18 protein-coding genes and 1 pseudogene are annotated in these 19,703 nt (G+C 39.9%); 9 read left to right on the top strand and 10 right to left on the bottom strand.

Going from position 1 to position 19,703, the window contains the following annotated elements:
• The first annotated feature begins 3 nt into the window (after nt 1–3).
• The 8 genes from BLR76_RS00465 to BLR76_RS00430 all read left to right on the top strand — a co-directional run bounded on the left by BLR76_RS00465 (nt 4) and on the right by BLR76_RS00430 (nt 8,607).
• Entirely contained in the window at nt 4–2,835 is a 2,832-nt protein-coding gene (locus tag BLR76_RS00465; RefSeq protein ID WP_091264130.1) for a leucine-rich repeat domain-containing protein, read from the top strand.
• Between the two features lie 58 nt (nt 2,836–2,893).
• Entirely contained in the window at nt 2,894–3,310 is a 417-nt protein-coding gene (locus tag BLR76_RS00460; RefSeq protein ID WP_091264127.1) for a phage holin family protein, read from the top strand.
• 288 nt (nt 3,311–3,598) lie between these two features.
• Nucleotides 3,599–3,775, top strand: a complete 177-nt coding sequence (locus tag BLR76_RS11720; protein WP_176759561.1) for a hypothetical protein — start codon at nt 3,599–3,601, stop codon at nt 3,773–3,775.
• Between the two features lie 75 nt (nt 3,776–3,850).
• The gene (locus BLR76_RS00450) at nt 3,851–4,549 is read left to right on the top strand and encodes an N-acetylmuramoyl-L-alanine amidase (protein WP_091264121.1); all 699 of its coding nucleotides are present in this window, start codon (nt 3,851–3,853) and stop codon (nt 4,547–4,549) included.
• A 128-nt stretch (nt 4,550–4,677) separates the two neighbouring features.
• Nucleotides 4,678–5,097 carry a helix-turn-helix domain-containing protein gene (locus tag BLR76_RS00445; RefSeq protein ID WP_091264117.1) on the top strand — a complete coding sequence of 140 codons (420 nt, stop codon included), beginning with the start codon at nt 4,678–4,680 and terminating at the stop codon, nt 5,095–5,097.
• Nucleotides 5,094–5,273 (top strand): SHOCT domain-containing protein, encoded by a 180-nt coding sequence (locus BLR76_RS11960; protein WP_091264114.1) that lies wholly within the window; start codon nt 5,094–5,096, stop codon nt 5,271–5,273. Before BLR76_RS00445 ends, BLR76_RS11960 begins: the two co-directional genes overlap by 4 nt.
• A gap of 39 nt (nt 5,274–5,312) precedes the next feature.
• On the top strand, nt 5,313–7,037 hold the full coding sequence (locus BLR76_RS00435) for a recombinase family protein (protein ID WP_091264112.1): 1,725 nt from the start codon (nt 5,313–5,315) through the stop codon (nt 7,035–7,037).
• On the top strand, nt 7,015–8,607 hold the full coding sequence (locus BLR76_RS00430) for a recombinase family protein (protein ID WP_091264110.1): 1,593 nt from the start codon (nt 7,015–7,017) through the stop codon (nt 8,605–8,607). Before BLR76_RS00435 ends, BLR76_RS00430 begins: the two co-directional genes overlap by 23 nt.
• Before the next feature lie 68 nt (nt 8,608–8,675).
• Here BLR76_RS00430 and BLR76_RS00425 read toward each other — a convergent pair whose 3' ends face one another.
• A complete protein-coding gene (locus BLR76_RS00425) occupies nt 8,676–8,963 on the bottom strand; it encodes a hypothetical protein (RefSeq protein WP_091264108.1) in 288 nt (95 codons plus the stop codon).
• A gap of 57 nt (nt 8,964–9,020) precedes the next feature.
• Nucleotides 9,021–9,461 (bottom strand): hypothetical protein, encoded by a 441-nt coding sequence (locus BLR76_RS00420; RefSeq protein WP_091264105.1) that lies wholly within the window; start codon nt 9,459–9,461, stop codon nt 9,021–9,023.
• Nucleotides 9,462–9,579: 118 nt separating this feature from the next.
• On the opposite strand from BLR76_RS00420, the gene BLR76_RS00415 reads away from it, so the two are divergent.
• Nucleotides 9,580–10,224: a helix-turn-helix domain-containing protein gene (locus tag BLR76_RS00415; RefSeq protein WP_091264102.1), complete on the top strand. Its 645-nt coding sequence runs from the start codon at nt 9,580–9,582 to the stop codon at nt 10,222–10,224.
• Nucleotides 10,225–10,363: 139 nt separating this feature from the next.
• Here BLR76_RS00415 and BLR76_RS00410 read toward each other — a convergent pair whose 3' ends face one another.
• From BLR76_RS00410 to BLR76_RS11715, 8 genes and pseudogenes are all read right to left on the bottom strand, one after another.
• Nucleotides 10,364–11,098 (bottom strand): hypothetical protein, encoded by a 735-nt coding sequence (locus BLR76_RS00410; RefSeq protein WP_091264099.1) that lies wholly within the window; start codon nt 11,096–11,098, stop codon nt 10,364–10,366.
• A gap of 60 nt (nt 11,099–11,158) precedes the next feature.
• Nucleotides 11,159–11,629 (bottom strand): hypothetical protein, encoded by a 471-nt coding sequence (locus BLR76_RS00405; RefSeq protein ID WP_218121370.1) that lies wholly within the window; start codon nt 11,627–11,629, stop codon nt 11,159–11,161.
• Nucleotides 11,630–11,797: 168 nt separating this feature from the next.
• A pseudogene (locus BLR76_RS00400) lies at nt 11,798–12,469 on the bottom strand (type I restriction-modification system subunit M N-terminal domain-containing protein); the annotation flags it as partial.
• A 143-nt stretch (nt 12,470–12,612) separates the two neighbouring features.
• Nucleotides 12,613–14,271, bottom strand: coding sequence for a TIGR04141 family sporadically distributed protein (locus BLR76_RS00395; RefSeq protein WP_176759560.1), 1,659 nt, complete (start codon nt 14,269–14,271; stop codon nt 12,613–12,615).
• A gap of 405 nt (nt 14,272–14,676) precedes the next feature.
• Entirely contained in the window at nt 14,677–16,515 is a 1,839-nt protein-coding gene (gene spxB / locus BLR76_RS00390; protein ID WP_091264094.1) for a pyruvate oxidase, read from the bottom strand.
• A gap of 268 nt (nt 16,516–16,783) precedes the next feature.
• Nucleotides 16,784–17,863 carry an IS200/IS605 family element RNA-guided endonuclease TnpB gene (tnpB, locus tag BLR76_RS00385; protein ID WP_091264092.1) on the bottom strand — a complete coding sequence of 360 codons (1,080 nt, stop codon included), beginning with the start codon at nt 17,861–17,863 and terminating at the stop codon, nt 16,784–16,786.
• A gap of 5 nt (nt 17,864–17,868) precedes the next feature.
• Nucleotides 17,869–18,270 (bottom strand): IS200/IS605 family transposase, encoded by a 402-nt coding sequence (gene tnpA / locus BLR76_RS00380; RefSeq protein WP_091264090.1) that lies wholly within the window; start codon nt 18,268–18,270, stop codon nt 17,869–17,871.
• 1,283 nt (nt 18,271–19,553) lie between these two features.
• Complete coding sequence (locus BLR76_RS11715; RefSeq protein ID WP_176759559.1) at nt 19,554–19,700, bottom strand: hypothetical protein; 147 nt, start codon at nt 19,698–19,700, stop codon at nt 19,554–19,556.
• Nucleotides 19,701–19,703: the final 3 nt, after the last annotated feature.

The raw sequence follows: 19,703 nt of genomic DNA, 5'->3' as shown, positions 1-19,703 counted from the left end.
AAAATGCGTATTTTTCAGGGTGCAAAATATGATGAAGCCAGCCAAAAAGCTCTGGAGTTTATAAAGGCACAGATGGATGTATCTCAGTGGCTCTATACCGTTAATTTCGCTGAAGACTATGCTGATAGTTATGCAAATAATCTCATATGGGGAACAGTTCAAGGTCTTCCAAATGAAGATGAGAAGATCTTCCCAAAACATATTAATGTTGATAGCTACTACGGTCCAGATTATGAAGGCGTGGTATCAGGAATCTGGTTTGGTCTTCCAGATACTACTGGATACTCTGTTGAGGTATATGCCATTACAGATATACCGTACTTTGTATTATCATGCCCTTTAAGAGCTGATGGTACATGGCGATCGCAAAAATATGTAACGGTCACAGAAACGGACCCTGAAACTGGAGAAGAATACACCTATTCCTATTGGGAGGACATCCCTGTTGGAAAAGGCTTCAAAGAGTTCAGACTCGTAAAAGATGGCGTCATCATTGATTATCCATATTCTAGATTCGTAAACTTTAAAGTTCGTCTTTTTAGCTTTGTGGATGCAGAGTATTTATCAGATGAGATGGATGTTTGGGATATGGGTGGAGGCAGGCACGTCTTCTATACCCAAAAGGTTTTTAGTGGACTCAAAATTGCAAAGGTGATTCAGCAAGTTTGGCAATCAGGGAGTTTTAATTATATTGTTGTAGGAATATCTGGAGCAAGAAGTAATAGTTCTTATGGAAGGTTGCCAGCATCTTTTTATATTCCTCCAGATGATCCCCAATATGATAAAGAAGGAAACTCTGCCCTGGGAGCTTATGGTTATATGCTGAACTCTCGATGTTGGGCCTATGATGTTGGTCTAGCACTGCTGGTATTTACCGTAAGTGGAGATTATGAGCTTTGCAAGGAAATTTTAAACAGAATGGAACATGAACAAGGCACAGATGGTAGCTTTAATTTCAGCTACGACATCTACATCGGGCAATTATTTGAGGGGTATATTCGAACCGGTGCCATCGGTTGGACAGTTTGGGGGATGTGCTATTACACACTTATTACTGGAGATCGTTCCTTTATGGCAATGATCACTAAAGCTTCTGACTGGCTTTTATCAAGGCAAGTGACCAATCGAGATGATCTAAGGTACGGACTTTTAACCGGTGGCTATGGGTCCTATAACATGGATGATTACAGTTACGATCCTACGGAGATTAGATGGTGTTCCACGGAACATCAGTGTAGTGCGCTACAGGCTTTACACGGAGCATCACTCCTTACGGGGGAAGAAAAATATAAAGTAGCTGCGGATAAGATGAAGGAACAGTTGGTGCTCACGTTATATGACACTGATAATGAGCGCTTCTATCAAGGCTGCAGCGCTGAAGGAGTGGACGAGGCTTGGGCTCTAGATTGTACAACGTGGGCTGGAAAGAGTGCACTATCCATCTTGAGTCCTGCGATCATTCCACCAAAATGCAGAGAAACTACCTTGGATGAATACCTGGTTATAAATGAAAACATTTATCAAAGTAGTGAACCTGAGTACTATAATCAAACCTATTCTTTAGATGGGGTGACCGAGGGATTCAAGCCGTATAGCAGTCGAGGCGGCAGTTATGATGGAGCACCAGAACTTGTTTGGACAGAAGGCACATTGGGGTATGTAACCTTATGCATTTCTTTAGGAAAGATTGGAGAAGCTAAACGATTTTTAGATGCAACAATTGATCTTCAAAACTGCAACAACTCCCCCGGTGGCGTTATTTATACGACAAAAACTTATGCCAGCCTTCCGTGGGAGTTTCATGTCTGGCCCAGCGTGGTATCCAGCGCATGGTTGTATTTGTTAATAGAAAATCCCCATTGCTTGTTTCCCATCGTAACAAGACATCAAAGCTACGCCCATAAGATGCAAGCCTATAAAGAGAGTGATCGGAATAACAGGATTGTATTGTATGTCTACTCTGACGTCCCCTTCACTTATTATGTTCCTATCTCAGGAGGAGAGGTTTCTGGAAGACCCTTTGATTGGCGTGTGGACTGGGGAGATGGTACAAGTGGTATTTATGAAGGGGTTTCATCAATGGATTCTTCTGTAAATGCCCCAAACCATACCTACCCTGCAGGAGAGTATCAAATTACCATTAGACCAAATAGTGAGAGATTTTCTTGGGCATCTGCTTTTGGATATTCTGAGTTTACAGATGCCCCTCACGATAGCTTAGGCAACAAGTATTTATTGATTGGTGTTGATATGGATATATCCCCAAATATGACTCGGACTGTAGATCAGCTAGAGAATTTCCAGGCACCTGACAATGAATGGACCAAAACCTTTATCAACTGTCGCTTTTTAAGAAATATGCATGATACTTCTTTCGTTGGTTGGGAAGGAATCACAACTGTTGGCAACTTTTTTATGATGGGCATGTTCTCATCTTGTCAGCGCTTGCAAATGGGAGAGAAGTTTCAGTTGCCTCAATCTTTAATAACTGCAGGTAATTTTTTCTGTAGTTATTTGTTTACAGGTTGTCCCGAGGTAAGTATGAATGGTGTATTTCAAATGCCCCAGAGGCTTCGAACTTCTGGGCATTCATTATTTTCATTTGCATTTTTCCAGTGTACAAATCTTGTGGTAAATAGCATGTTTTTATTCCCTAGACTAGATGAGATTCCTGAGCTTGCCTTTAGTCAGTCATTTAACGGGATAGGGGCATCACAGCATAGAGAAGCAATGAGCATTATAAACGGGCTAGGGATTCCAGAGGATAATAGATACACGTTCAGTAGCACTTTTAGTGATTACAACAGCCTTCCTGAAGTTTGGAAAGGTGTATAGAAAAGATTTCTTAGGTGCCCGATGGCTCAGTTAGAAGTTTTTTAAAAGGAGGATAAAGATGAGAGAAATATGGAACTGGACGCAGCTTAGCTTAGCTGCACTAGGTGGATTTTTAGGGTGGTTTTTGGGAGGAGTTGATGGATTTCTGTATGCACTAGTTGCATTTGTTGCCATTGATTATGTTACGGGTATTATGTGTGCCATTGTGGACAGAGTACTTTCTAGCGAGATTGGATATAGAGGGATTTTTAAAAAGGTGCTGATATTTGCATTAGTAGGTGTAGCGCACATTATTGACCAAAATATTATCGGTGATGGCAGCATTATCAGAACAGCAGTGATTTTCTTCTACCTATCCAATGAAGGAATCAGCATCATTGAAAATGCCACAAGACTTGGACTGCCTATTCCAGAAAAGCTCCGCGATGTTTTGGAACAACTCAAAGGCGGTGGAGATAAAGATGGAACAAAGTAATAAATGATTTTGCCATTTGAACATTTTCTGCATATGTAAGTTATGGAGGTGTTCAAATGGTATTTATAAATTGTAGTTATTGCAAGGAGCCACTATGTGTCATCAATTACAAAATACTCAACAGTGACAAAATGGTAATCAGGATTTATCAAGAGGAATGTCCATGCTGCCACAAAACTCTAGACTTCTTTTGGCATGAAAACAGCGATCAGATTTTTAATGAAGGAAAACTGGATTAGCTGTATAAAATGTCATCCCCTTCGCATAATGCTTTTGGAGGGGATGAAAGTGACCAAAATCAAATGCCATTGTGGTGCGACGTTAATCTTAGTGAAGTATTTAATGCACTTAGAAGGAAGTTTAACATTTAGAGATTATTATGGCACATGCCCGGTTTGCGGGAAAGAAAATGAGACAAGAGATTTAAATGAAGACGACATAACTGATCAAGAATACCTATTCTAGTAGAAGCGTCATAGGCCAAGCCTGTGGTTTTTTTATTTATCTATAGATTGCAACAAATCGTAGGAGGGAAAATCTATGAACCTAAAAAAACTTATCTTTACAGAAAATGAATGCTATAAAGCAGGTAGAAAAATCAAGCCCAAGGGCATTATGGTCCACAGCACCGGAGCTAACAATCCATATCTACGTAGATACGTTGGTCCAGATGATGGCATCTTGGGAGAAAACCAGTACAACAATCATTGGAACCAGCATAGACCAAGTGGCAGACAAGTCTGTGTCCATGCCTTTATCGGAAAACTTAAAAATGGAACCGTCGCTACCTATCAGACCCTGCCATGGGATCATAGAGGGTGGCATGCAGGTGGTGACGCCAACAACAGTCACATCGGATTTGAAATCTGCGAAGACAACCTGTCCGACGCCTCTTATTTCAATACAGTTTATAAAGAAGCCACGGAGCTTTGTGCTTACCTTTGTAAACTCTATGACCTGACAGAGAAAGACATCATTGGCCACTACGAGGGCTATCAGAAGAAAATCGCCAGCAATCACGGAGATCCTCGTCACTGGTTTTCTAGGCATGGTAAGAGTATGGATACTTTCAGGGCTGATGTTAAAAAGCTGCTGACGGCTCCTACTCCTTCCACTCCCCCGCCTCAGAAGCTTTACAGGGTCCAGGTCGGGGCTTACAGCGTCAAGTCCAATGCTGATGCTATGCTGGCCAAAGTAAAAGCTGCAGGCTTTACAGATGCCTTTATCAAAACTGAATAATTAATTCTTTGCCGCTAGGTGCTTTTCTTGCACTTGGCGGCATTTTTTTATTTTTCAGTACTCAATATGCTCTCTTCTGTCCTGTGAATGGTGAGAGGGATTTCTACCCTCCGATTGGAGGATTAATAATGACTGGAGAACAAAAAAATCAAATAGCTGACCTTAGGGCTAAAGGGTTCGGGTATGCAACAATCGCTCAAGCCCTAGGTCTTTCAAAAAGTACTGTTACTTCCCACTGCCAAAGAAATAAGTTAGGAGGGATCAAGGCCAATCACTCAGCTACAGTTACTCCCGATAAGGAATACTGTAAACACTGCGGTAAAGAGCTTATACAGATCTCAGGAAAAAAGAAATTGAAATTCTGTAACCAAGATTGTCGTATTACATGGTGGAACTCGAATCAGGACAAGGTTAATAAGAAAGCCATCTACTCCTTCACCTGCGCTTATTGCGGTTGCTCCTTTACCGCTTATGGCAATTCAAAGAGAAAGTATTGTTCCCATGACTGCTATATAAACGACCGCTTCAAAGGCAGTGATGTACTATGACAGACGATCAATTCAGAGCTGAAAAGCAATACCAATCAAGTCTTTCTATTGCAAAATCCATGCTTGAAAAAAGCATAATTACCCCCGAGGAATTTGCCTTAATCGATGAGTATCTTCTTGAAAAATACAAGCCCTTACTAGGTACACTATTCTCTCACATTAACTTGACTTCATAGCCTTTTAGAGTGATGTATAGTGTTGAAAGGAGTGAGTTTATGCGGAAAATCAATAAAATCGAACCTTCCGCTCCGGTAATGCCTACAAGAAAAAAGGTTGCTGCTTATGCGAGAGTTTCCGAAGAAAAAGGCAGAACGTTACACTCTCTTTCAGCGCAAGTCAGCTTTTATAGCAAATACATCCAGACTCATCGTGAATGGGAATATGCTGGTGTTTATGCAGATGAAGGGATTTCAGGTACGACTGAAGACCGGGATGAGTTCAAGCGACTGCTGGAAGATTGTGATGCTGGCAAAATCGATATTGTACTAACCAAGTCCATATCGCGATTTGCTAGAAATACCGTAGATCTACTGCAAACAGTACGCCACCTTCGAGACATCGGAGTTGAGGTAAGGTTCGAGAAAGAGAATATCAATTCAATGAGTGGTGACGGTGAGCTGATGCTCTCCATCCTCGCTTCCTTTGCCCAGGAAGAAAGCCGCTCCACAAGTGAAAATGTAAAATGGGCTATTCGAAGGAATTTCCAAAAAGGAAAGCCTAATTCATTTTGTATTTATGGCTATCGCTGGAATGGAGAGCACTTTGTTATTGAGCCAGAGGAGGCCAAGATTGTAAAGCTGATTTATGATAATTTCCTCAAAGGAATGTCCGCCGAACAAACAGAAGTACAGCTTGAAGAAATGGGTGTCAAATCATATACCGGTGGACGTTTTTCAAACACCTCAATTCGGGCGATCCTTAAGAATGAAAAGTATACCGGTAACATGCTTTTACAAAAGGGTTTTATTGAGGACCATATCACACACAAGTTAAAGCCCAACAACGGAGAACTACCTCAGTACTGGGTAGAAGATTCTCACGAAGCAATAATTGACTTAGAAACTTATGAAAAGGTACAAGCTGAAATCGCACGACGCAGAGAATTGGGGGTATTCGCAAATCCATCTATCAACACCACCTGCTTTACAAGCAAGATAAAGTGTGGAAACTGTGGTGTCAGCTATAGACGCAGCGGCAAAAGACAAAGCAAGCATTCAAGTGATGTTTATTACATTTGGACTTGCCAGACTAAAGACCGTAAAGGCGTGTCAGAGTGCAGCGCCAAAAACATCCCAGAGAAGATACTCCAAGGTGCCTGTGCCCAGGTACTCGGCTTGGAAGAATTTGATGAAGATTTTTTCCTGGATCAAGTCGAAAAAGTTGTGGTGAATGGAAAAGATGAACTCATCTTTCATTTACATGACGGTAGCGTTATTCCTCAACATTGGAAATCCACGGCCAGGAAGGATTGGTGGACACCGGAAGCTCGCGCTGCAAAATCAGCCTACAGCAAGAAGAACCCAAGAAGCTCTGGAAACATCACTTGCTTCACCGGAAAAATAAACTGCAGTAAGTGCGAGCAAAACCTACGCAGAAACACAAGCCCCCGAGTAAGTGGTCAGAAGGCCCACCATTGGCGCTGTCCCCCTCACACAGATTGCGGCCACAGCGGATTGGAAGAGAACATGTTAAAAACTATATCTAGCGATGTCCTTTCCATTAAAGAATTTGATGAAGGTATCTTTAAAGAAAAAGTTGATAGCATCACTGTTGTTTCCAACACAGAACTTCTCTTTCAGCTGAAGGATGGCAGTAAGATCACAAAACAATGGCAGTTTAAACGCAGACAACCCGCCTGGTCAGAGGAAAGAAAAAAAAGGCAAGCTGAGAAAATGAAAGCGGCATGGAGGAAAAAACATGAGCAGAACAAAGACAACTAAAAACGTTAAAACCATACCTGCTACACTCAGGCAGTTTTCTTCCACGCCAATTAATGAGCAAAGAAAACGCCGCACAGCTGGCTACGCTCGCGTATCCACCGACAGCGAAGAACAGTTCACAAGCTATGAGGCGCAGGTCGATTATTACACTAATTTTATTAAGAGTCGAGACGACTGGGAGTTCGTGAAGGTTTATACCGATGAAGGGATATCCGGTACCAACACCAAAAAGCGTGAAGGCTTTAGGCGCATGATCCAGGACGCCTTAAGCGGAAAGATTGACCTTATCGTTACCAAGTCAGTCAGCCGATTTGCAAGAAACACAGTAGACAGCCTCACAACCGTTCGACAATTGAAAGAGAAAGGAATCGAAATCTATTTTGAGAAGGAAAATATCTGGACCTTAGATTCTAAAGGCGAACTTCTAATCACCATCATGTCATCCCTTGCCCAGGAAGAAAGCCGCAGCATTTCAGAGAACGTCACATGGGGACAGCGCAAGAGATTTGCAGACGGGAAGGTTACAGTTCCCTTCGGGCACTTCCTCGGTTACGATCGGGGTGAAGATGGCAACCTTGTCTTGAACCCTAATGAAGCAGTCATAATCCAGAGGATCTTCAGCATGTTCCTGCAAGGCATGACTCCTTACGGTATTGCCAAGCAGCTTACAGCAGAGGGGATTTTATCACCCGCCAAGAAAGATAAGTGGAACGCAGGCACCATCAAGCGCATCCTCACAAACGAAAAATATAAAGGAGATGCACTTTTGCAGAAAAGCTACACCGTAGATTTTCTTACTAAAAAGAAGAAAGCCAACGAGGGAGAAATTCCTCAATACTATGTTGAAAATAACCATGAAGCGATTATTGAGCCAGCGGTCTTCGACCTGGTCCAGAACGAGTTAGAAAAGAGAACCCCTGCAAACAATCGTCACAGCGGTGTTCATATATTCTCTGGCAAGATAAAATGTGGCTCATGTGGAAGCTGGTACGGTTCAAAGGTATGGCATTCAAACAGCAAATATCGACGCACAGTATGGCAATGTAACCACAAGTTCAAAGGACAGGAAAAATGCTCCACTCCCCACCTTGATGATGATACTCTAAAAGAGCTCTTCGTGAAGGCTGCTAATAAGCTCCTTGAAGACAAAGATGAAATCATAGCAAACTTTGAATCCATGAAGGATATTCTTTATGACACTGGTCCCTTAGAAACCAAACAGGCCGAGCTTCAGAATGAAATGGAGATTGTCACTGAGCTGATACAACAATGCATTAATGAAAACGCCAATGTTGCCTTAGATCAAGGAGAGTACCAACGAAGATACGATGGCTTGGTACAGAGGTTTGACACTACCAAAGAAGATTTAGAAAATGTATCCGGGCAGATTAAAGAAAAAGTAACCAGACGCCAAACAATGACAGCTTTTCTCGACGAACTTAAGAAGCAAGATGAACTGCTCACAGACTTTGATCCACTCCTCTGGCACAGTATGATTGAGCACGTGACAGTCAATAGCGCCGACGATATGAATTTTGTTTTCAAGAACGGGACAGAAATAAATATCTAACATTTTACAGCGAAACAGCCCGCACTATGGCGAGCTGTTTTTCTTCTATTAAGGCTCCACATTTCGTTCTAAAACAAATCGGGTCTTCTTTGTGAAAAGTAGTAAGGATGACTCTCAATAAAATCTAACGCCTTGGAATCACTTAATACTTCAGGTGTTCTATCTTCCCATCTCTCATTTTCCTTCCCGTTAAAGGATTTTCCTGTTGTAACCTTTGTGACTTCAATACTTCCGCCAGAGACACTCATTTCCAACTGATGACTGTTTTTCCCATACCCTTTATATGGCTCATATGAATGACTTATACCATCAAATTCTCCTGCTCGAAGTGCATATAAAACTTCCTTTCTTTTCATTTGACCATCCTTTCTGCCCCTTTTACGACAATTCACTGTACGCTTATCCTTAGCAATTTAAGCTGCTATTTTTGTATAAGGATTTACCCATGTTTGATGTTCGTCTAAACAATACCCTAAATTTCTTGCAACTTCTTTATTACTTGCCGAGGGGTTCCAACCTTCAGGGAGATTTCGAATATGGCCCCTGACATTGATTTCTACAATTGGAGTATTACTTGGAATGTTTGTAGGGGTTACTTCTGATATTGTTGGAGCAACATTATTTCTACCTTTTAAACTATTTGCTAGGCCACCCTTAGTGTGTGTTGATTTGATGGCTGCTTCTATGGTAGCCTTGTTTTTTACAACAAGCACAATCGTCACCACTGAAAGTATAGCCACTGCCCCAATTGCTATTTCCTTCTTATGTTCTTTAGCTTTTTCAATAAAGCTTTTCTTCTTATTCTCATTTATGTTTCCGTCAATAGTATGGTTTGCTCTTGATTGAATATCCATGTCTGCACCTCCACGATTTTCTACTGGTTTTTCTATAACTAAATATTATCATTATGGTTTATGTTGCACAAGACTTATAAATGACATAATATATATATTAAAGGAGGTGTTTTATCCCATGGACGACTTATTGAGGAAAAAAGCGAAATTCTGGAATGAAAGATTGAAAAAGTGCATGGAAGCTGGGGGGTATACTCAATCCTCTCTAGCGGAAGCATTAAATACCAAATACGGAACTAGGTATGGACAAAAGGCTGTTAGCGGATGGTTGAATATCGGAGCTGTCCATAAAAACGGAGAAGTTAGCTTTCCTAAGTTTGACACCTTAGTTCTCATTGCTGATTTCTTTAATGTAAATATTGGATATCTAATTGGTGAAACTGATGAAAACTCATTTTCGTTGGAGAAAGCATGTAATTTCACGGGCTTAAGTGGGGATGCTTTGAAAGCCATCATGGAAATTACACATCCTGAAAATGATAGCAGCTACATGTGGGAAGATAATAGAAAGTCCTTAAACAAGTTTCTTACCGCTGAGGGTTTCTCCAATTTTTTTAATAGCCTTCATGATCTTTATCTTACATCAATGATGCCGAAACGAGAGAATCGATTATTTGAAGACATGGATAGCGCAATTGATTACATGCGTGATTTGGAGTATCGAGGTAAAATTGAACGGTATGAATTGAACGAAGCTCTGGTAATGTTGATAAATGAAATCTATCCTAACCCACCACAAGCAGACCTTACGATAAAAGAATAAATGTTAGCGCTTATCTATCACTGTCTATGCTGATTATTTCTTTATTGTAATTCGCGGTTTTTTCCAAATTATAGATTTCATTAATACCATGTTTAAAAATTAACCACACATCATTAACAGAACAAGTCTAAGAGGAGACCTAGAATTTTATATCTATCTCTTGTTCCAAACTATCAATTGGTACAATTAAATATTCAGATACAAACTCATGCTGGTAAAAAATTGGTGCAGTAATCAACTCGTCCAACACAATAAATCGGTACTCTTGCTGTTTTTCAAAATCTATATCTTTACATAATAAATGACGATATCTGTTTTCATATGTTAGTGTCAACTTCTCATTAAACTTATTCTCCGTATTACCTGTGGCTAAATACATATACATTTGGAGCGAGTTACTTTCATAATCATAATAGCGTATCTGATCGTGTATTATTTGAGGACCTTTGATCGCTTGGACTCCGGCTATAAATTTATCTGGTTCAAGAATTATTAGCGCATGTGTTGCCTCACGAAAATCCTGCTTTATATAGTTCAATTTGTCCGGACAAAGAGATATTTTATAGGATCTGATATTTTTATAACTTTTGGTATCATCAACTCCATAATGAGAGATACAAAATATAGGCATATCATTCACATCCTGAATTGATATTGTAGCTACGCAATTTGGAATTTCTCCTTTCAGCTCATTAGTATCTGGATCGTACATTTTAGCGTTCTCAAGCCTTATTTTCATTTTTCCATCCAGAAGATCACCTTGACCCTTATTGTGGAGCAGCTCTTCCATTTCCACGTACGTCTGTGATGGAGAAAATCGAAGAAAACCATCAACAATTTGTTTTAGGTGCTCTTCCTTTCCATACTTAATCAAATATAATGCCCTTATAATAACCTCCGAATATTGAGTTTCCTTTTCTATGGTCGATATTATTTATACTTTATGAATTTTTCTTTGTGCTGCAAACCCTTCATAAACAGGTTCATATTTATAGTGTAATGCTGCTTCTATTAGTTCTAAAGAGAATATTCCTAAATCAGAATCTAGCAGAATATCAATCCTGCGACAATTGTTCTTTATCCACTGCCCTACATTACCTTCATTAATGCCTTTTCCCTGCATTGCCTTATCTTCTAAAATTGAAGCTGCTAATGTGCTTTTTGCTGATCTAGGATTGTAGTGTTGGCTAAAAAATCTAGCATTGCTATTAGGTCCAGCTTTCCCTATCTTTAGAAACTCTCCATCATACCAAAATGTGTAAATCCCCATCGATTGAATAGGGAGAGTCTTTGGTTGGTGCGGGATACCTCTGTCAATTATTTTATAGTTATGTTTTTCAATTGGCTTTCCTAAAACAGAAGATACTTCTATAATGATCGTATTAATCTCGTTGATTAAATTCACATTACCACCTCTTTCAAACGTAATCATAATGTAAGTCTTTTAATTCTCGATATAAAAATAACCGGCATATCCCGGCTCCATGTAATGCATACCCTTTTTGCACTTTGCATACCCCTATGCACAGTACCTTTGGGCTTTATTAAATTGTATCATTTTCTGAATGATTCTCTCATATACGGTGAACCCTTTTTTGTCTTTTTTACCATGCAGAACAATTTGAGTCATTAAGGTGGATACTGGCTGAGGTGTATAAAATTCTCCGGCTTTTTTACCAGAGTCAGATGCAAACTCGCCAATTAAATATTCATAAGCATCGCCTAAGACATCCCCCTGGTGAGCCATATCTATGGTTGCAAGCTCTTTCATCACAGCTGAAATGGTCTGATTCTGCTTCTGTACAGATGCGCCTAGCTTTTTGGAATAGAGATCTATGTCTTCAAATAAGTCTTCAAATAATTCGCTGCTTTGCTCGATATTACGAAATGCCTGAGCCAAATCTTCCAGCTGGAATTGACCTTTGTATATGGATTGCATCAAAGCAGTGAACGTTAACTCCGGTTCTATTACATATGAGAAATCGAATTTTAGTTCATCGATCAAGTCACTTTTTATTTCAGGATCATTGAAGGCTTCTGTATAAACTTCCTGAGCCTCTTTTAAATCATTGACTTGTTTTTCAAGAAGTTCAGCCACGTGATGAAGCATGTTGTCTGAAAGATACTTGTAGAAAATTAATCCTAGTGTATAGTTCTTATACTCACTTGCATCCATTTTTGAACGTAAGATATCAGCGCTGTTCCATAAAGATTGGTAAATTGTTTTAGTTTGTTCTTTAGCCATAAGTGGTCTTGCTCCTTTAAATTCAGTGATTATCTTTAACTATTAGTATATATTACTTGAAGATATAAAAAAAGAGTGGTTAAATTCTTTGACATACAACATAACCACTCTTATATATAAAGATAACATTTAAAGTTACTATCTCATTCTATAACTTCTATTTTCGCTACTGAGTATTTTATATTCATTTGACGTAAATTTTCTACAGTTCTAACTAGATTTACCATAGTGAAAAAAGGAAGCATATTGTATATATCTCTTGAGTCATCTGAGATAATTGCAAAGACAACTTTATATTCACTAAGTTGATCCCCTGGTTTTAATAGTGCGTTTTCTCCTTCCAAACCAATTTCTTTATTTATATGTTCTTGAAAATCAGATCGTACTAATTGTTGAGCACTGACTAAACCTTGAGCTAACAGGTGACTCATACTAGAAGATCCGTTAAGTATTTTAACGTGAATTAATTCTTTTTTCCTAGTTATGACATCGCAGGGCTCTATGCTACTATTACCAAATCCGGGAACCATGAAGTTTTTACTGTCTAGTAAATAATAGTCTTTATTTGAATTTGCTAAGTCTCGATTATAGTGCTTTTCGTAATATTTTTTGTCATCATTATCTGCTGCTTTTCTCTTGTCAAAAGGAATAAGCTTAACGCTTGTTTCTTTTTCAATATCGCTTACTTGGCTTTGTACTTCTTTGTAATAGTCAGGATCAACTCTTAACCACTCTCCATGAGTAAGCAAATATTTAGTATCTTTTAATAAGCACTCAAAATTAATACCTTGGTATACATTTGAAACTTTTCTAAAACCATCAATTTCTGAATCCCAGTATAGTAAATTGTCTCTTTTTAATTTTTTTATAATATCAACTGTCGAATTACATCTTAGGTTGGAGAAGTATTCATCATATTGTATATTAATGTCAAAATTTGATTTATCTAATTTCTTTCTCATACCGGACAAAAAAAATCCTTCTACGTTGTTCCAATTTAAAGTTCTATTGGCAGATATATTTATAGTTTTTTCACTCTTGATTATAGCTCTTTCTAATACTAAGTCGAGATCATCTTTTAATATACTATCTTTAACTCTAGTAACATTATCTAACCACTTAAAGTTGTTATTTTTGTAATTATCTTTATAGTATTGGTCCAAATAATACTTTAAATCTGGTAGTAGTGACATCAATTCCATCTTTTTGGTAGCTTTTAATGAATCAGTTCCCGCAATAAATTTAGGTGAAGAATCGCCTGCTCTTCTGCTGGGTGCTCCAGCAACTTCCTTTAAAATATCTCGAAAAGTATCGACTTGAAGTTGGTTTTGATTACTGTATGAAGAAGACTGTCTCTGTATATCAATAACAATATCTTCAATATTTAGTGAGCTTAAACTTTTGATTTGAGAGGAGTCTATCATGTTAGCAGCAACTTTGATTCCAAAATCTTGAATTATAGTTGAAGCGTCAAGCATATGTTTACCATATCCAAAAGTAACGCTCATAAACCTTTTATCAACTTTTAAAATCAATACACCTCTATTAGTATTTCCTTCTCCTAAAGAAATTTTCTCATCTTCTGTCAAAAAATTTTGTAAATCATTACCCCAATCAGGTACGGTGCCCGATGAATAAGATATATAAATTTTCCCTTTAGTGCCTACTTTTTTTCTGTCAATTTTAAATTCTTGAAAATGATCATTATCTTTATCAATATTTGTATCTAAACAATCTTCAAAATCTTCTACTGTAGTCTTATGTAAATAAATAGAGAGTGAATACGTCTTTTTATCGGTCAATGTTTGCATCCTCCTAATTTTTTTCACTATGATAGTTAACTAATTCGATATGTAAAATTATTATTTAGTATATATTAGTTTTGTTTAAAAATAAAGGGATGCTATGTGGTTAAAAAGCAAAAAACATCAAAATAATAAACGTTCTATACAATAGAATTTAGAGAACCGCAAGTAGCTATTATTTCTCTGATACGCATCGATTAATAACGGGCATATATACTTATAGCAAATAATCCTATAATAAAACCGCCCAACTTGTTTCATATAAGTCAAATGAAAATGAAACAAGTTGGGCGTTAAGTTTGTTTATTTATTATCAGTTCATAGAAAGAAAAATTGTATTTTTAATTAAACTGCATCGCTTCATTGGTAATCTTAACTACTGCTGATTCTTAATAATACTATTCAAATCTGCTCCTCAGCATCCACCTTAGAGTAATTCTGTGTAGATTTGCTTTGACGCTGCTGTACGAATGACTCCAGCCCTTCATCTTTCAGAAACTGACTGAATGGAACGAGTTCTTCTGCTTCGTACCGTTCTTTAAATGCGCGAATCTCTTCTTCTGGATATAAGGCTGGATCTAATTTCAGTGCTTCAGCCGGTATCGGACGGTCGTCGTTTATTTTCACGTTGACGACTACAGTCTTTCCAGATTTTTCTAGATCGACAGCTTTCTGGAAGACGTCATGCAGGTCGCTGATTTCACTTACCGTCAGTCCGGCAGCCCCTTGAGCTTCGGCTATCTTCGCGTAGTCGACGGACTGGAAGTCGACACCATAGTAATAGTGATTGGTGTCCTCCTGCTCTGCTTTGATGAAGGCATACTCTTCATTTGAGAAAACGACATGGATGCTTGGCAAATTGTACTGAACGCACGTGACGATATCCTGCATGACCATTGAGAATGCTCCGTCTCCTGTCAGATCCCACACTTGCCTGACGGGGAAGGATTTTTTGGCGGAAATAGCACCCGGCAGCCCATTACCCATCGTCGCAAACACACCTGATGTCCGCCACATGTTCTTAGGTGACATCTTCAAGTGACGTACGGAAGTCTGGGTGGTGTTCCCCACGTCTATGGAATAGATGGCGTCGTCATCTGCTACCTGGTTTATGGCCTGGTAAGCCTGATAAATCTGCAGCTTACCTTCCTTCTTGTTTTCCAGCTTATCGATATAAGCAGCCCAGTTCTTGATGTTATTCAGGTTGGCACGGTACCAGGCGCTTTCCGGTTTTTCTGAAACCTTGTCCGTGATGGACCGAATGACTGAACCGGCATCGCCTAAGATGGCAACGTCGACTGGGTGTCTCTTCCCTAGTTTGTAAGGATCGATATCGATCTGGATGAATTTATCGACGTGGTCGAACACACCTGTCACTTCGGTGAAGGGATAATTGCTACCGGCGAACAACACAACGTCCGCTTCGTCGAACACTTCTACTGCCGGTTTTCTAGAGACCCGGTTGGCTGATCCTAAGAGTGCTTCGAAGTCATGCGGGAAGGTGTCGTAATTAATTCCAGTGACAGCCACGGGTGCCTTCAGTTTGCGGGACAGAGCCATTACGGCATCCCCATTCCCCCGAGTGCCGATTCCAGCATAAATGACCGGCCGCTTCGCATTCTCCAGTATTCTGGCCGCTTCTTCGATATCTTTCTCTTCAGGAATTGGATAAGGTGGTGTCCGGTGCGCATTTGCAGATGAATACCAGCTTTCACGGTCGATTTCCTCCCAGCCGTAACTGACGGGCACTTCGACTGCCGCGACACCTTTGCGGGTAATGGCGGTACGAATCGCTTCGTCGATGATTTTCGGCAGCTGTTCCGGATACGCCACACGTCGATTATAGATGGCCACGTCTGCGAACACTGGGTTGTGGTTCATTTCCTGAAAGGCATCCATGTTGATTTCATTCTCAGCTCGCTGTCCTATGATAGCAAGCATAGGTACGCCGTCTTCTCTCGCATCATAGAGTCCGTTCATCAGATGAGTTGCGCCAGGTCCGCCAGAACCTAATGCGACACCGATTTCTCCACTGAATTTATATTGCATCGAAGCGGCCAGTGCACCGACTTCCTCGTGACGTACCTGAACGAAGTCGATAGCCGTCTCTTCATGTTTCAGTGCGTCCATCCACGAGTTCAGCGATCCAGCGGGCAAGCCATAAACCTGCTTGACACCCCAGCTTTCCAGCACCTTCACTGCGGCAACGCCTGCTTCTATTTTATCTGTATTATTAGTCATCAGTCGATCATCCTCCTGTGATTGGTAAACATCTCTACATTCAATTATACTCCACTTGTTTGTATATCAAGACTACTATGCATAGCGAGGAGAATACGATGTAAAAATCACTAATATTGTCCACTTGAACTACCCACCACTTAAATCCTTTGGATTTTGAAGTGGGGGCTTCCTACGAACTCCATTCTTGCTTGCACAGGTTTCGTACAGACAGAGGAATCAGATGTGGGTAGGCTCAAAAGGCAGTCCCTTCCTCGTAGGTTATCTTTTACTTGGCTAACGCCAAAAGGTTCTTACTAGCATTGATGTCCCGGTCAAGGTGTTCTCCGCAGTGTGGGCACTCCCACTGGCGTATGTGGAGGGGTTTCTTGCCGTCACGGTGTCCGCAGGCAGAACACATCTGGCTAGATGGATAGAACCTGTCCGCTTTGATGATTGTACGGCCTTTTTGTTCTGCTTTGTATTCCAACTGGCGGACGAATTCATGCCATCCGGCATCGCCGATGCTTTTTGCCAGTTTACGGTTTTTCATCAGGTTCTTACTGGACAACGTTTCGATTACGATGACTTGGTTTTCGTCTGTAATTTTCTTCGTTAGTTTGTGCAAGAAGTCTTTTCGCTGGTTAGAAATTTTTTCGTGTTTCTTGGCGACTTGCAAGCGGGCTTTGTTTCGGTTCTTCCCACCTTTTTGTTTGCGGGACAACGAACGCTGGGCTTTCTTGAGTCGCTTTTCTGCTTTATACAGATGTTTGGGGTTTTCGTGTTTCTTTACCTCACCTAAATCGTTGGTGGTGATAGCGAAATCGGAAAGGCCTAAATCAATCCCGATTTTCCTTTTGGTGAATTCCATTTTTCCCTCTTCTGATTTCACCAGAATAGAAACGAAATATTTTCCCGACTTGTTCATTGAAATGGTGCACGACTTGATGACTCCTTCAAACGTTCTGTGTTGCTTCAGTTTCACGAAACCAATTTTTGGAAGTTTGATTTTCCCGTCTTCCAATCGGATATTTCCGCCTTGATTGTTGGTGGTGTAACTCGCTTTTGACTTGTGTTTGGATTTGAACTTCGGAAAACCGACCGACTTATCTCGGAAAAAGTTTTTATAGGCTCTTTCCAGGTTCTGCTGGGCATTCGCCAAGGCTAGACTGTCCACTTCTTTCAAAAACGGAAATTCTTTTTTGTACTGAGCCGGTGTATTTTGGAGCATTTGTTTCGTTTCTTTGTAGTGGTCGATTTTTTCGCTGAGCATTTGGTTGTAGATGAAGCGGGCGCATCCGAAACAATTGGCGAAGTAGTCTTTTTGCTGCTCGGTTGGGTATAATCTGTACTTGTAAGCTTTCAACATATTTGTCACCTCACTTCGCCTTGGTTTTCAATGTATTTTTTGATGATTCCAATTGGAGCGCCGCCTGCTGTCAACAAGCAAAAACTCCTTGACCAAACCATTTCTTTCCATAATTTCTGTTTTACTTCTGGAAAGTTCTTTTTAAAAAGTCGAGAACTGGCACTTTTGTATGCATTGATGAATTTAGACAAATCTGTATTCGGCTGAGCTTTGAACAGGATATGAATGTGGTCTCTATCTTCATTCCATTCGATGAGAGTGATATTGTAGTTTGCACTAATTCTTAGAAACACATCTCTGGCATAATCCGAAACAGAAGGAGTGATGACTTTTCTTCGATACTTTATAACTAAGACAAGGTGGTAATACATGGAGAAGACTGAATGGTTATTGCTGTCCAATTCCACTGATATGACATCCTTTAGGTTAGTTACCACTGAATATAGTATACAATAAAAAGGACAGATTAACCATTTCAAGCAACCTCTTGACCGAAATTCATCTCCCACTTTCACTGGTGCTTCGCACCCATACGTTTAGAAGTGGGAGACTTCTTTCGGAATTACGTTAACGTATTCAAAAATAAGAAATCGATGCTTCAACTGGGATACCTAGCACAAGTCTCCCGGTAAAACAAAAGTGGACTTGACCAGGATCGCTTGCAGTCAGATATACTCTTTTTGCTTTAATTCAACCTTTTTATTGCTTATTAAAACGCATCAGCGCTTGCTTTTTTTTTCCTATATCAATAGCTTAATGCGGATTGAAATTATTGGTAGAAAATATAAGAAGTGGCTTCGGCAGTCCCATGGTTAACCTTCAGAGAAACCATCTATGAAACAGCTACAACCTTGTATGTTGATAGAAGACTGACCTTCAGCAGTCGTTTGATAAAGGCAACGATTAATGGCGATAAGTGATCGCAACGACCTTAGTGTAAGAACTTGCAGTGAACTTCTTAAAACAGCTAGTAAAAAAGAGAGGCTGGACGTAAACGTCCCAGTCTCTCTTGACTTTCATAATTATGTTTAATTAGACTTTTTAAAACTGTACCAAGTGATGCTGCTTATTCCGATGAGGGACATACCTATAATGGTCATTCCAACCGTGTGTGAGCGATTAGTGTGGATACTTTCAGTAGACAATAGGACCGGTTTTCTGTCCGTCTCTTCCTCGTCAGACGGGGTATAACTAATGTCTTCCATTTCAAGTGGATCAGCTTGAACAGTCGCTTCAAAAGGAGTTTCTTCTGACGTACTGTCCTCTTCTTCTGCTACTAAATCTACTTCTTCTTCGGTCAGGTCCAGACCAGTATCTTCTGGTTCATCTACAACTGATTTACTTTCTGTTTCCTGATTTACTTCCTCTGTTAGGATGGAAGAGTTAGGGAAATTGTTATCGTTAGGTTGTGAAGTACTTCTTGTCGATCTGCCGTTTTCTGAAGAAGATTCTTCCTGTTTCAGCGAAGAGCTATTGTTTTTTTGATTATTAGTTTCTTTAGGAGCCGTTTTCTCGGATGCCCACTGCTGCTACCTTCAGATCCACCAGACAGAGGATCTTTAGGTTTAGAGCTCGATTCTTCTTCCTTAGGAGATTTTGAGTTCTGATTTGATTCCTTTTTCGGTTCCTCTTTTTTATCCTGTTTCGGTTCCACTTCTGATTCTGGTTTAGTTTCCGGTTTAGAATCGGATCAATCACTATCATTCAAAGAGTCTTGCTCCTGTGCATCAACCGTCTGAATTACTGAAAAATCATTTGTTGCGAAAGAAAGAATGGCCGCACTCAAAAATGCAAGTACAGTGATAATCTTTATCCTGTTCACTTTATTTTTCTTCAATCC

Source organism: Alkalibacterium thalassium (assembly GCF_900101165.1).
In the GTDB taxonomy this organism is placed as follows: Bacteria; Bacillota; Bacilli; order Lactobacillales; family Carnobacteriaceae_A; genus Alkalibacterium; species Alkalibacterium indicireducens.
Note: the sequence above shows the minus strand (reverse complement) of the source record. Positions and strands in the feature narration are given on the sequence as shown.

Coding starts and splice junctions, on each gene's coding strand:
- BLR76_RS00460 (WP_091264127.1), top strand. CDS start 2,894: ATGAGAGAAATATGGAACTGGACGCAGCTTAGCTTAGCTGCACTAGGT.
- BLR76_RS00425 (WP_091264108.1), bottom strand. CDS start 8,963: ATGAAAAGAAAGGAAGTTTTATATGCACTTCGAGCAGGAGAATTTGAT.
- BLR76_RS00465 (WP_091264130.1), top strand. CDS start 4: ATGCGTATTTTTCAGGGTGCAAAATATGATGAAGCCAGCCAAAAAGCT.
- spxB (WP_091264094.1), bottom strand. CDS start 16,515: ATGACTAATAATACAGATAAAATAGAAGCAGGCGTTGCCGCAGTGAAG.
- BLR76_RS00415 (WP_091264102.1), top strand. CDS start 9,580: ATGGACGACTTATTGAGGAAAAAAGCGAAATTCTGGAATGAAAGATTG.
- BLR76_RS00445 (WP_091264117.1), top strand. CDS start 4,678: ATGACTGGAGAACAAAAAAATCAAATAGCTGACCTTAGGGCTAAAGGG.
- BLR76_RS00420 (WP_091264105.1), bottom strand. CDS start 9,461: ATGGATATTCAATCAAGAGCAAACCATACTATTGACGGAAACATAAAT.
- BLR76_RS11960 (WP_091264114.1), top strand. CDS start 5,094: ATGACAGACGATCAATTCAGAGCTGAAAAGCAATACCAATCAAGTCTT.
- BLR76_RS00430 (WP_091264110.1), top strand. CDS start 7,015: ATGAGCAGAACAAAGACAACTAAAAACGTTAAAACCATACCTGCTACA.
- BLR76_RS00450 (WP_091264121.1), top strand. CDS start 3,851: ATGAACCTAAAAAAACTTATCTTTACAGAAAATGAATGCTATAAAGCA.
- BLR76_RS00435 (WP_091264112.1), top strand. CDS start 5,313: ATGCGGAAAATCAATAAAATCGAACCTTCCGCTCCGGTAATGCCTACA.
- tnpB (WP_091264092.1), bottom strand. CDS start 17,863: ATGTTGAAAGCTTACAAGTACAGATTATACCCAACCGAGCAGCAAAAA.